At 58.7% G+C, this 13,034-nt stretch carries 13 protein-coding genes; 11 read left to right on the top strand and 2 right to left on the bottom strand.

The annotated features are described in order from the left end of the window. Positions 1-24: 24 nt before the first annotated feature. Positions 25-1,026, bottom strand: a complete 1,002-nt coding sequence (locus D0851_RS07920; RefSeq protein WP_117618148.1) for a metalloregulator ArsR/SmtB family transcription factor — start codon at positions 1,024-1,026, stop codon at positions 25-27. A gap of 225 nt (positions 1,027-1,251) precedes the next feature. Between D0851_RS07920 and tkt the strand changes: the two genes are divergently transcribed. The 10 genes from tkt to D0851_RS07870 all read left to right on the top strand — a co-directional run bounded on the left by tkt (position 1,252) and on the right by D0851_RS07870 (position 10,985). Beyond that, on the top strand, positions 1,252-3,252 hold the full coding sequence (gene tkt / locus D0851_RS07915; RefSeq protein WP_117618147.1) for a transketolase: 2,001 nt from the start codon (positions 1,252-1,254) through the stop codon (positions 3,250-3,252). Then, a complete protein-coding gene (gap, locus tag D0851_RS07910; protein WP_117618146.1) occupies positions 3,252-4,292 on the top strand; it encodes a type I glyceraldehyde-3-phosphate dehydrogenase in 1,041 nt (346 codons plus the stop codon). Before tkt ends, gap begins: the two co-directional genes overlap by 1 nt. A gap of 57 nt (positions 4,293-4,349) precedes the next feature. Beyond that, positions 4,350-5,510 carry a phosphoglycerate kinase gene (locus tag D0851_RS07905; RefSeq protein ID WP_117618145.1) on the top strand — a complete coding sequence of 387 codons (1,161 nt, stop codon included), beginning with the start codon at positions 4,350-4,352 and terminating at the stop codon, positions 5,508-5,510. 238 nt (positions 5,511-5,748) lie between these two features. After that, complete coding sequence (fba, locus tag D0851_RS07900) at positions 5,749-6,813, top strand: class II fructose-bisphosphate aldolase (RefSeq protein ID WP_117618144.1); 1,065 nt, start codon at positions 5,749-5,751, stop codon at positions 6,811-6,813. 206 nt (positions 6,814-7,019) lie between these two features. Then, on the top strand, positions 7,020-7,991 hold the full coding sequence (locus tag D0851_RS07895; protein WP_117618143.1) for a DnaJ C-terminal domain-containing protein: 972 nt from the start codon (positions 7,020-7,022) through the stop codon (positions 7,989-7,991). Between the two features lie 13 nt (positions 7,992-8,004). Further along, entirely contained in the window at positions 8,005-8,349 is a 345-nt protein-coding gene (locus tag D0851_RS07890; protein ID WP_117618142.1) for a chaperone modulator CbpM, read from the top strand. A 176-nt stretch (positions 8,350-8,525) separates the two neighbouring features. Further along, complete coding sequence (locus D0851_RS07885) at positions 8,526-8,816, top strand: nucleotidyltransferase family protein (protein ID WP_117618141.1); 291 nt, start codon at positions 8,526-8,528, stop codon at positions 8,814-8,816. Beyond that, positions 8,813-9,199, top strand: coding sequence for a DUF86 domain-containing protein (locus tag D0851_RS07880; protein WP_117618140.1), 387 nt, complete (start codon positions 8,813-8,815; stop codon positions 9,197-9,199). Before D0851_RS07885 ends, D0851_RS07880 begins: the two co-directional genes overlap by 4 nt. 181 nt (positions 9,200-9,380) lie before the next feature. Continuing rightward, positions 9,381-9,632 (top strand): hypothetical protein, encoded by a 252-nt coding sequence (locus tag D0851_RS07875; protein WP_117618139.1) that lies wholly within the window; start codon positions 9,381-9,383, stop codon positions 9,630-9,632. A gap of 12 nt (positions 9,633-9,644) precedes the next feature. Beyond that, complete coding sequence (locus D0851_RS07870) at positions 9,645-10,985, top strand: ISL3 family transposase (RefSeq protein ID WP_117618138.1); 1,341 nt, start codon at positions 9,645-9,647, stop codon at positions 10,983-10,985. 105 nt (positions 10,986-11,090) lie between these two features. Here the strand turns inward: D0851_RS07870 and D0851_RS07865 are convergent, their stop codons facing one another. After that, the gene (locus tag D0851_RS07865) at positions 11,091-12,071 is read right to left on the bottom strand and encodes an NAD(P)H-dependent flavin oxidoreductase (RefSeq protein WP_117618137.1); all 981 of its coding nucleotides are present in this window, start codon (positions 12,069-12,071) and stop codon (positions 11,091-11,093) included. Between the two features lie 127 nt (positions 12,072-12,198). Here D0851_RS07865 and D0851_RS07860 point away from each other — a divergent pair, with 127 nt between their 5' ends. Further along, positions 12,199-12,930: a DsbA family protein gene (locus D0851_RS07860; RefSeq protein ID WP_117618136.1), complete on the top strand. Its 732-nt coding sequence runs from the start codon at positions 12,199-12,201 to the stop codon at positions 12,928-12,930. Positions 12,931-13,034: the final 104 nt, after the last annotated feature.

The following is a 13,034-nucleotide window of genomic DNA, read 5'->3' as shown; positions in this document are numbered from 1 at the left end:
TTATTGATATTGAGATGTCAGTCGTCAGATCTGTCCGCCGTTTTTCCAGAATTCCCGAACCTGTATCTGAAAGCCGTTGCGAAGGCCGATAAACAATTGTTCTCCGGCACTTAAACCCGCATCCGTGGCCCAGGCGGTCAGCTCTTCCGGTTCAAAACCCAGCCAGAGGTCACCGCAGTTCTCTTTGGCCCAGTCCTGGTCGTGGCTGCACAAATCACTGATGACCAGGCAGCCGCCGTTGTTCATCAGGGCCGATGCGTCCAGAAAAATGTCGGCCGGGCTGGGCACGTGGTGCAGCACCATGTTGGCGACCACCAGGTCAAACCCGTCACCCCGGGCGAGCAGTGTGTCGGTTACGCCCTCAATCAGATCAATATTGTTCAGCCGCTGCTCAATACAGGTGCGGGTGGCCTTGGCCAGCATGTCCCGGCTGTTGTCGAGGGCAACCACATGCCCGCAAAGCTCCGCCAGTACCGGCAGGAACGCGCCTTCGCCGGGCCCGATCTCCAGGGCAGTCTGCCACTGGTGTTTCCCGGACCGCTTGCGAATCAGCGCTGCCACAGGCTCGGCATACAGATCAAAGGCTGCAATCAGTTCCTGCTGTTCCCGGAACTGTTCGGCGTACCGTGCGAAAAACGCCTGGGACTGATCCGCCCGCTGGTTGCGGATCGCTTCAATTTTTTCCTGAAGGTTCGGCGGCAGAGGCACCCTGTCCACCGCTTCAAAAATCTGGCGGATGGTCTGGTCCGTTGGCTTGTCAGTGTCCAGGTGCAGGGGGCGGCGGTAGAAAATCGCGTTGCCTTCCCGCTGGGGCTCGAGCAAGCCGGCCTTGTTCATCACCTTCAGGTGATGGCTCATGCCGGACTGGCGCATATCGAACAGCTGGCTGAGTTCCAGCACTCCAAAGGTATCCCGTCTCAGCACACGCAGGATCTCCAGGCGCAAAGGGTCCCCGCTTGCCTTGAAGATCGGAGCCAGTGCGTCAACGGAGGACATTTCGTTTGCGTGTGCGTTCAGGGATGTCATGGCTGAGAAGTTTAGGGGGGTTTGGGTGGTCAATCAACAGGAATATCAAAAAATTTTGATATAGGTTTGTGATTCTTTGGAATCAGCCCGTTTCGGTAATCCACAGGCAAACAATCGTGAAAGAGGTCTATGCCGATTTGCCCCGGCACACAGTAATCGGCGAAAATACGCGCCTCTTTTTTAAGCAGTCCGAATTCTTTCCCGATAAACACTGGAGAAACGTCAATGCCGTCTCGTAAAGATCTCGCCAACGCCATTCGCGCGCTGAGCATGGATGCGGTTCAGAAAGCCAAGTCCGGCCACCCGGGTGCGCCCATGGGTATGGCGGATATCGCCGAGGTACTGTGGAACGATTATCTGAGCCACAACCCGGCTAACCCTCAGTGGGCCAACCGGGACCGCTTCGTGCTGTCCAACGGTCACGGCTCCATGCTGCAGTACTCCCTGCTGCACCTGAGCGGTTACGACGTTTCCATTGACGACCTGAAGAATTTTCGTCAGTTGCACTCGAAAACACCGGGCCACCCGGAATACGGTTATACCCCGGGCGTTGAAACCACCACCGGTCCTCTCGGGCAGGGTTTTGCCAATTCCGTGGGTTTCGCCCTGGCGGAAAAGGCGCTGGCAGCGCAGTTCAACCGTCCCGGCCACGACATTGTGGATCACTACACCTACACCTTCCTCGGTGACGGCTGCCTGATGGAGGGAATCTCCCACGAAGTGGCCTCCCTGGCCGGCACCCTGGGCCTGGGCAAGCTGATCTGCTTCTACGACGACAACGGCATTTCCATTGATGGTGAAGTGGAAGGCTGGTTCACCGACGACACCCCGAAGCGTTTCGAAGCCTACGGCTGGCAGGTGATTCCGGCGGTGGACGGCCACGATGCCGACGCCGTGCGCGCTGCCATTGAGGCTGCCCGCGCCAACACCGATCAGCCCACCATGATCTGTTGCAAGACCATCATCGGATTCGGCTCTCCCAACAAGCAGGGCAAGGAAGACAGCCACGGTGCGCCGCTCGGTGACGACGAAATCACGCTGACCCGCGAGCAACTGGGCTGGCAATACGGCCCGTTTGAAGTTCCGTCCGAAATCGCAGCCGCCTGGAACGCACGTGAAAAAGGCGCAGCGGCTCAGTCAGAGTGGGAGCAGGCGTTCGCCGCATACGAAAAGGCCGAGCCGGAGCTGGCCGCGGAATTCAAGCGCCGCATGGCCGGTGATCTGCCTTCAGATTTTGCCGGCAAGGCCCACGCCTACATTCAGGAATGCCAGGACAAGGGCGAAACGGTTGCCTCCCGCAAGGCCTCCCAGAACACCCTGAACGCCTACGGTCCCCTGTTGCCGGAACTGATGGGTGGTTCGGCCGACCTGGCCGGTTCCAACCTGACCATCTGGGGCGGCAGCAAGGGACTGGCCAGGGAAGACGCCAGCGGCAACTACATCCACTACGGCGTGCGCGAGTTCGGCATGGTCGCGATCATGAACGGCATCGCCCTGCACGGCGGCTTCGTGCCCTACGGCGCCACCTTCCTGATCTTCATGGAATACTGCCGCAACGCGGTTCGGATGGCCGCGCTGATGAAGCAGCGTTCAATCTTTGTGTTCACCCATGACTCCATCGGCCTGGGCGAGGATGGTCCCACTCACCAGCCAGTTGAGCAGATGGCCAGCCTGCGCACCACGCCGAATATGAGCATGTGGCGCCCGGCCGACACGGTGGAAACCGCCGTGGCCTGGAAAGCGGCCCTCGAGCGCACCGACGGCCCGACTGCCCTGGTCTTCTCCCGTCAGGGACTACCGCACCAGGACCGCGATGCCCGGCAGCTCGCGGATGTGGCCAAGGGTGCTTACATCCTGTCTGACAGCGAAGGCGCACCGGAACTGATCCTGATCGCTACCGGCTCCGAAGTGGGCCTGGCCCAGGACGCCGCTACCAAATTGCGTGCGCAGGGTAGCAAGGTGCGTGTGGTTTCCATGCCGTCAACCGATACCTTCGATGCCCAGAGCGCCGAGTACAAGCAGCAGATTCTGCCGCTGGACGTGACCAACCGCATTGCTATCGAAGCCGGCATTGCCGACTACTGGTACAAGTACGTGGGCCTGGACGGCCGTATTATCGGCATGACCACCTTTGGTGAGTCCGCGCCTGCCGGTGAGCTGTTCAAGGAATTCGGCTTTACCGTCGACAATGTTCTGGAAGTGGCCGCTGAACTGCTGGACGCCTGATGACAGACTCCGCGCCTTTTCGCATTGCCATCAACGGGTACGGCCGAATCGGCCAGTGCGTGTTGCGTGCGCTTTATGAAAACGGCTTCCGCGACCACCTGCAGGTGGTCGCCATTAATGAGCTGTCGGATATCGACACCATTGCCCACCTGACCCGCTACGATTCCACCCATGGCCGGTTCCAGGGTGAGATTTCCGTAGCGGGCCAGGACCTGATGGTCAATGGTGACGCCATCAGGGTCCTGCGCCATTCCGAACCGGCGGAGCTGCCCTGGGATCTCCTGAAAGTTGACCTGGTGCTTGAGTGTTCCGGCGCCTATTCCGATCGCGCCACCGCAGAACGCCATATCCAGGCCGGTGCCAAACGTCTGCTGTTTTCCCAGCCGGCGGAATCGGATGTGGACCGCACCGTGGTCTACGGCATCAACGACCGCGATCTCTGCCCGGAGGACGTCATCGTCGCCGCCGCCTCCTGCACCACCAATTGCCTGGTGCCTGTAATCAAGGTACTGGACGAAGCCTTCGGTGTGGAGCAGGGCAGTACCACCACCATTCACGCGGCGATGAACGACCAGCCGGTGATCGATGCCTATCATCACCAGGACCTGCGCCGCACCCGCAGCGCTTTGCACAACATCGTCCCGGTGGAAACCGGGCTCGCCAAAGGCATCGAGCGCCTGCTGCCTCACATGGTGGGTAAGTTCAGTTCGGTGGCCATGCGGGTGCCCACCATGAACGTGTCTGCCATCGACATGGTCGTTAATGTGGGCAAGTCCACGGATGTGGCAACGGTGAACAAACTGTTAGAAGAGGCCGCCAACGGCCCGTTGATGCGCATTCTCGGTTACACCGACGAACTGCTGGCCAGCTCCGATTTTAACCACGACGCCCATTCCGGCATCGTGGACGGCGGTCAGACCCGGGTAACCGGGGGCACCATGGTGAAAGTGCTGTGCTGGTTCGACAATGAGTGGGGGTTCGCGAACCGGATGCTCGATGTCAGCCGCTGTTGGCTGGAAAAGACTGAAAAAGGGGTCTGACCCCGTATGGGGGCAGACCCATGTTCACGTGTTCACACAGACTTAGGGAAGAACGTTATGGCCATCAAGAAAATGACCGACCTCAACCTCGCCGGCAAGCGGGTGCTGATCCGCGAAGACCTGAACGTGCCGGTCAAGGATGGCAAGGTCTCCAGCGACGCCCGCATCCGCGCGTCACTACCGACCATCAAGGCCGCCAAAGACGCCGGCGCCAGGGTCATGCTGATGTCACACCTGGGGCGCCCGGAAGAAGGCGTGTACGACGAAGCCTCCTCCATGAAGCCCGTCGCTGACCATCTCTCCAGGGTGCTGGGCCAGGAAGTGCGCCTGATCAAGGACTACCTGGACGGCGTTGAAGTCGCCGATGGCGAAGTGGTCCTGTTTGAAAACGTCCGCTTCAACAAAGGCGAAAAGAAAGACAACGAAGACCTCGCAAAGAAGTACGCCGCCCTGTGCGACGTCTACGTAATGGATGCCTTCGGCACCGCCCACCGCGCCCAGGCCTCCACCCACGGTGTGGCAAGATTCGCCCCCGAAGCCTGCGCCGGCCCGCTGTTGGCCGCTGAACTGGATGCCCTCGGCAAAGCCCTGGACAACCCGGCCAAGCCCGTCGTTGCCATCGTTGGCGGCTCCAAGGTCTCCACCAAGCTGGATGTACTCAACGCCCTGGAAAAAGTCTGCGACCAGATCATCGTTGGCGGCGGCATCGCCAATACCTTCCTGGCCGCAGCGGGTCACCCGGTCGGTAAATCCTTGTGCGAGCACGACCTGATCGACACCGCCAAGGACATTGCCTCCCGCGTTGAAATCCCTCTGCCGGTCGACGTAGTGGTAGCCAGCGAATTCGCCGAAACCGCCACCGCCACCACCAAGAACATCTCCGACGTCAGCGACGACGACATGATCCTCGACGTCGGCCCGGAAACCGCTGGCAAGTTCGCCGACGTACTGAAAAACGCCAAAACCATCCTCTGGAACGGCCCGGTCGGCGTTTTCGAATTTGACCAGTTCGGCAATGGCACCAAAGCACTCGCTCTGGCCATCGCCGAAAGCAACGCCTTCTCCCTGGCCGGCGGTGGTGACACCGTCGCCGCCGTTGACAAGTACGGCGTTGCTGACAGAATCTCCTACATCTCCACCGGCGGTGGCGCCTTCCTTGAGTTCGTCGAAGGCAAAACACTGCCGGCGGTAGCGGTACTGGAAGAGCGCGGAGAGTGAACAAATAGATGCGGTTCTGACTGAGGCTAGCAATAAGGTCAGAATCGCAAGGCAGGTGGGGGACCGCTTTCCGGGACTGTCTGCAGCATGGATGCTGCAGTCAAGCGTACACGGACGTATTCACAGCGTGTCCCGAAAAGCGGTCCCCACCTGCCGCAGCAGACTCCAACGTCTGACGACCAAAGTCTGCACCAAAACAGAATTCAAACATCCAAAGTCCAAATGAAGGAGACGACCCATGGCCCTGATTTCGATGCGGCAAATGCTGGATCACGCCGCCGAGCATGGTTACGGTGTGCCAGCCTTTAACGTCAACAACCTGGAACAGATGCGCGCCATCATGGAAGCCGCCGACAAAACCGACTCCCCGGTGATTGTCCAGGCCTCTGCCGGTGCCCGCAAATACGCCGGCGCCCCCTTCCTGCGCCACCTGATCCTCGCGGCCATCGAAGAATTCCCGCACATCCCGGTGGTCATGCACCAGGACCACGGCACCAGCCCCTCCGTGTGCCAGCGCTCCATCCAACTGGGCTTCAGCTCCGTGATGATGGACGGCTCCCTCGGTGAAGACGGCAAAACCCCGACCGACTACGACTACAACGTTGACGTCACCCGCCGCACCGTTGAAATGGCCCACGCCTGTGGCGTCTCCGTAGAAGGCGAACTGGGCTGCCTCGGCTCCCTGGAAACCGGCCAGGCCGGTGAAGAAGACGGCATCGGCGCCGAAGGCACCCTGGACCACAGCCAGATGCTGACCGACCCGGAAGAAGCCGCGGATTTCGTCAAGAAGACCCACGTGGACGCCCTGGCCATCGCCATCGGTACCAGCCACGGCGCCTACAAGTTTACCCGTCCGCCCACAGGCGACATCCTGGCTATCGACCAGATCAAAGCCATCCACGCCCGTATCCCGGACACCCATCTGGTCATGCACGGCTCCAGCTCCGTACCCCAGGAGTGGCTGAAGATCATCAACGAATACGGCGGCGAGATCCCGGAAACCTACGGTGTCCCGGTTGAAGAAATCGTGGAAGGTATCAAGCACGGCGTGCGCAAGGTCAACATCGACACCGACCTGCGCCTGGCAAGCACCGGTGCCGTCCGTCGCTTCCTGAGCGAAAACCCGGCGGAGTTTGACCCGCGCAAATTCCTCAAGGAAACCATGAAGGCCATGACCGACGTGTGCATCGCACGCTACGAAGCCTTCGGTTGTGCCGGCAACGCCAGCAAGATCAAACCGGTCAACCTGGAGCGCATGTTTGAGCGGTATGCCTCCGGTGAGCTGGATCCGAAGGTCAAGTAAGCCCTTGGAGTGCGCCGTCTTGTAGCCTGATGGCTTCAGGGTGGCGCCCAGGTGGTCTGGCTCTGCCAACCTCCAGTGTCCACCCCAAACCCTGATCCACCTCAAGTAAGAACAACCCCACCCTTGTAATTTCCCGAACCTCATCAAATATAGTGGTTAGTATACGAGCAATTCGCTCAGCAGATTAACCAGCGGTGAGGACCAGAATGGACTTCAAAGACTATTACGCCGTGCTCGGTGTGAGCGAGTCTGCCTCCTCCGAGGAGATCAAAAAGGCTTACCGGAAGCTGGCCCGGAAGTATCATCCGGATGTCAGCAAGGAAAAGGACGCCGACACCAGGTTCAAGGATCTTGGTGAGGCCTACGAAGTATTGAAAGACCCAGAGAAGCGGGCGGAATACGATCAGCTGCGCAAGTACGGCGCCAAGGCTGATGGTTCTTTCGAGCCGCCACCCGGATGGCAGAGCGCATCCGGTTTTGGCGGCGGTGGCTATACTGAGGCCGATGCCCGCCAGTTCAGCGATTTCTTCGAGGAGATCTTCGGAGGCCGTCGCCGGGGTGGGTTCTCCGGTGGTTCTGATAGTGGAGGTTTCCGCCAGAACATGAAAATGCGCGGTGAAGATGTCCATGCCAGGATCGCCCTGTTCCTGGAAGAAGCCTTCCATGGCTGCGACAAGCAGGTGTCGTTTACCGTGCACGAAGCCGACCCGCATGGCCGGGTTATTCCGAGGCAGAAAACCCTGAAAGTGAAGATCCCCGCCGGCATGCGCGAGGGGCAGCATATCCGCCTGAAAGGTCAGGGTGCTCCGGGTATTGGCGGCGGTGAGCCTGGCGATCTGTTCATCGAGGTGGAGTTCGCGCCGCATCCGCATTTCACCATTGAAGGCCGCGATGTCATGGTTACCGTGCCCGTGGCGCCCTGGGAGGCGGCTCTGGGTGCAACGGTGACTGTGCCAACGGTTGGCTCCAAGGTGAATGTCAAAGTCCCGAAGGGCTCCACCAGCGGCCGTAAGCTCAGGCTCAAGGGCAAAGGCTTCCCGGGCAAACATCCGGGCGACCAGATCGTCGTTCTTCAGGTGGCCATGCCTGAGAAACACAGCCCGGAGGCTGAAAAGCTCTATGCCCAGTTGGCCGAGGCAGAGAAAAACTTCAATCCACGCAGCAGGCTTCACGTGTGAGCGGGAGTAAGGGATGAACAAGCAAGACCATATTCTGACGGTAGAGGTGTTCGACCAGGATGGCAGCACCTTCACCCTGCGTGAAATCTGCGAACGCGGCGAATGCCATGCCGAGTTTGTTATCAAACTGGTTGACTACGGCATCATTGCGCCACTGGAGGACTCCCCGGAGGCCCGGCAATGGCAGTTCGATGTCGCGGCCCTAAACCGGTTGCGCAAAGCCCAAAGACTGCAACGGGATCTGAAAATGAATCTGCCCGGCCTCGCGATGTCTCTGGAGTTGCTCGATGAGGTTGAGGAAATGCGCCGGGAAGTGGCGCGGCTCAACCATCGGATCAGGCAGTTGATGGGGGAGTAAAGGCTCCCCCGGCTATTTCTTCTCCTCCAGCGCCTGAATCTCGGCGTAGATTTCCTCTGCTCGATTCAAATGCCGTAACTATGCCGTAACTATGGCGCAAAAACGCAATACGTGATTGACGGCGGACACTAGATGCCCTAAAGTTAGGCTATCTGAGTACCAATGAGGGCCTCTGTATGAAGCCATCTACCGCATATCAACAGCACCGTGATGCCATACGGCAGATCGTGGAGCGGCATCATGCCAAAAACCCGCGTATCTTCGGTTCCGTCCTCCACGGACAGGATACGGATGCAAGCGATCTGGACATCCTCATCGACACCACGGAGGAAACCTCCCTCTTCGATGTTGGTGCTATTCGCACAGAGCTGACTGAACTCCTCGGAGTAGAGGTTGATGTACTGACTCCCGCTGCGCTGCCTGACAGGTGGAAAATGGAAGTGCTCAATGAGGCTCGGGCTGTATGAGTCGTCGGGATGAACTCGCCCTGAGAGACTACCTTGGGCACATCCAGCAGGCTATCGGTCGTATTCAGCGCTATCTCCAGGACATTGATCAAGTCGGGTTCCTTGTTAATGAAGAGAAACAGGATGCAGTGATCCGCAACCTGGAGATCATCGGTGAGGCGGCAGGTAGTATCCAACGTCATTTCCCTGACTTTGCGATAAAGCATCCAGATTTTCCCCTCAAAGCGGCTTACGGCACGCGAAATGCCTTGGCGCATGGGTACTTCAAAGTCGATCTGGATGTGGTCTGGAGGACTGTCGAGAGAGATTTGCCGGAATTGGAAGTGCAGGTTGGGGAGGTAATTCAATTCCTCAATTATCCGGGGGCATCTCCATCCCCATGAGTATCGCCGACAAACAAAGCCAAGCCGTTTCTCCGCCTCGCCAAAAATGGCATCCAAGTAAGAGCCAGAGCGTCACCTGCTATCGCTCAACCTGCAAACGCTACCGCACACGTTCACGCATTGACGGCACCTGCCCGTTTTGTGGTTTCAACTTCAACAGGGTTGCACAGCGGTAAACAGCATGGAAACCGTCGATCTGGAGTTGTTCACTGGGTTCGAGGATACCAACGGGAACGACCTCTATGAGCACGATACCATCATGATTGATCAAGAACCGCATTCAATTGTTTGGTCAACGGCGAAAGGTATGTGGGTTGCAGAAACGGACAATAGTGAAGTGCCGTTCTTTGAAGTTGCCACCAAAAGCACGAATGCCATAGAGATACACGCAGCAGATTGCCGGTGTTTTGAATGCGTGGAGAGTCTGCTGTGACCCACGAATAACATGCCTCGCAATATTCTGAATCTTCCCTCCTACACTATCGCCAGCATCGAGGAAGACGACCACGACTACCACATCTGGGCCGGGGCAACGAAGCACCCATCCGCCTGCCAGCATTGCGGCCACAGAGAGATTGTCGGGTTCGGACGCCGTGAGCAGTTGATCCGCGACCTGCCCATGCACGGAAAACGTGTCGGTATCTATGTCGATACCAGGCGCTATCGCTGCCGCCAGTGCGGAAAGACCTTCTACGAGCGTCTACCGGATGTCGATGAGAAGCGACTGATGACCGCACGCCTGGTCGATTGGGTGGGCAAGCAGGCCATCAAACGCCCCTTCGCGCACCTGGCCGATGAGGTGGGATTGGCTGAGAACACCGTCAAAAACGTCTTCCGCGACTACATCAACGAGCTGGAGCGCACGGTTTGCTTCGAGGTGCCGAAGTGGATGGGCATTGACGAAATCCACATCATCAAGAAACCCCGCTGCATTATCTCCAACATTGAGCACAACACGGCGGTCGAGGTTCTGCGCGACCGCACCAAGAAGACGGTCATGGGCCACTTCCAGACCATGCAGGGGCGCGAGAAGGTGCAATATGTGGCGATGGATATGTGGAACCCTTACCGAGAGGCGGTGGAGGCTCTGATGCCACAGGCGACCATCGTGATCGACAAGTTTCATGTGGTCAGGATGGCGAATGAGGCCCTGGATACGATCCGCAAGGCCCAGCGTGCCGAACTCACCACCAAAGAACGCCGGGGACTGATGCACGACCGCTTCGTGCTGCTCAAGCGCCGTAACGAACTCACCGACAAGGAATACCTCAAGCTCTCGGGCTGGACGGCCAACTACCCGATGCTGGAGGCTGCCTACGATGCCAAAGAGGCGTTCTACGGTATCTGGGACATGGATACCCGTGCCGATGCAGAGCGAGCCTATGCCATCTGGAGGGACAACCTGGTGCCGGAGGTGCGCGAGGCGTTTTACCCACTGGTCAGGGCGATGGATAACTGGCATCCGCACATTTTCGCCTACTTCGATCACGCCATTACCAATGCCTACACTGAGAGCCTGAACAACCTCATTCGGGTGATGAATCGCCTGGGTCGTGGCTATAGCTTTGAGGCCTTGAGAGTCAAAATCCTTTTCTCGGAGGGGGCTCACAAGGTCAAGCGCCCGAACTTCAAGCGCAAGCGTCAGCCGCCACAGGATACCGGATTTGGTGGGGTGATGATGAGGAAGAGTATCAGCTTCACAAGGCCGGAACCGGAGGAGAAGGGGGTCAACTACGGGGCCGATCTATCAACACTGGTGAAGCTGATCGAGGATGGGGCCATCTGACCCCGGATCAATCACGAAATGCAGATACCCTGAATTTGAAGGCGAACTCATAGCTCCCAACAGTATTCATGCCCTGACAATAAATCGTGATGATTTCCGTCGCCATCAGAGGGCCGGGGGAGATGACACTAGCCAGGCCCGGGCGTTTTGGTATTCCTCGCTCAGTCGTTTCACCAGATCCGCGACACTCAGCACGTCGTGGATCTGGCTGACGCCCTGGCCAGCAGACCAGACGGTTTTCCAGGCCATGGCTTCATCGTCAATGGGTTTGAGCTTTTCTCCGTAATTGATGTCGCCCGCCTGGTTCAGCTTGTCCATGGGGAATCCGGCGGCCTCCAGGCTCTGCCGCATAAAGCTGGCGGGCACACCGGACACCGCCGGTGTGTGGATAATGTCGCCGGAAACAGCCTCGATGATCATGCTCCGGTAAGCCTCTTCCGCCTGGGATTCGGTGGTATTGATAAACCGGGTACCCATGTAGGCCAGGTCTGCACCCAGGGCCTGTACAGCCAGCAGGTCTTCGCCATGAGACAGCCCGCCGGCCAGCAGGATGGTGCCATCAAACACCTCACGGATTTCGTGTACCAGTACAAACGGGTTAATGGTGCCGGCATGGCCGCCGGCGCCGGCCGCTACCGCAATGATGCCATCGACGCCGGTTTGCGCCGCTTTCCGTGCGTGTTTCTGGTTGGTCACATCGTGGAATACCACGCCGCCGTAGCCGTGCACCGCTTCGACCACCTGGCTGGCCGCGCCCAGTGACGTGATAATGATCGGCACCTGGTGTTTCACGCACAGCTCAAGGTCTGCCTGCCAGCGCGGATTGGTCCGGTGCACAATCAGGTTCACCGCATACGGCGCTGTCTTGTGACCCGGATGCAATGTCCGGAAGGCGTCCAGCTCTTCATTCATCTGGACCAGCCAGCCCTCAAAACCCTCACTGGTGCGCTGGTTCAGGGCCGGAAAACTTCCCACAATGCCCTGTTTGCAACAGGCCAGCGCCAGTTCCGGGCCGGAAATCAGAAACATGGGTGCGGCAACCAGCGGCAGAGTGAGCGTGTCTTGCAGGGATGCGGGTAATGGCATGAGGATTCCTTAGTTTTTGTTGGAACTTTTGTAGGATATAAAGGATCTTAGCGTGCCACGCTGGCTCTGAAAACGGTCGCCAGCTAATTAATTCCGGAAAATCAGAAACACAAAAAGGAGCTCCATCATGGGTGAAGCAAAACGTCGCAAGCAAACCGGTGCACCGCCTCCCCGAAAAGGAAAATCCAACAAGCCGCTTTATATTGGCATCGGTGTGCTCGTGGTCGCCGCAGTGGCTTTCGGGTTGGTGTTCCTGACCGCCGCACCGGAGCCAACCTCCGACGAACTGCCTGTGGCTTCTGCCAATGCCGAGGCGTTTCCGGCGCAGTTGGACCAGTTCGGAGTTTCAGTGGGCCCGGAGGATGCTCCTGTCGTGGTGCGGGAGTTTGCAGACTATCAGTGTCCGGCCTGCGGCAACTTCTCCTCGGCGAGCAAGCGGCTGAAGCAGGAGTACGTGGATGAGGGCAAGGTCCGGTTCGTCTATTTCGATCTGCCGCTGCAGCAGCACCAGAACGCCATGCCCGCGGCCCAGGCTGCTCGCTGTGCAGGTGATCAGGGCGCCTACTGGACCATGCACGATCGCCTCTACGATTCCCAGACCGAGTGGAGTGGCTCTAACGACCCGGTGGCAACCTTCACCCGGTACGCCGGCGACCTCGGCCTTGAAGAACGGCGCTTCCGCCGCTGTATGACCACCGAATTGCATCGCGAGGCCGTAGAACAAAGCCGCCGCGTTGCCATGCAGCTTCGGGTAACCAGCACACCCACCGTTCTGGTGGATAATATCCGCCTGACGCGGCCGGGCTGGGGGCAGCTTTCCGCTGTTGTGGAGCGCGAGCTTGCCAGCAAGGCCGAGTAGTGCTGCAAAACCCGCACTTGATCGTGAGCCTGAGTTGGTTAAAATCTGCGCCCTCTCAGGCTTCGGCCTTTGAATAACCCCGAACCCATGCTCCGGATTTACGA

The sequence above is a fragment of the Marinobacter sp. Arc7-DN-1 genome, from assembly GCF_003441595.1.
In the GTDB taxonomy this organism is placed as follows: Bacteria; Pseudomonadota; Gammaproteobacteria; order Pseudomonadales; family Oleiphilaceae; genus Marinobacter; species Marinobacter metalliresistant.
Note: the sequence above shows the minus strand (reverse complement) of the source record. Positions and strands in the feature narration are given on the sequence as shown.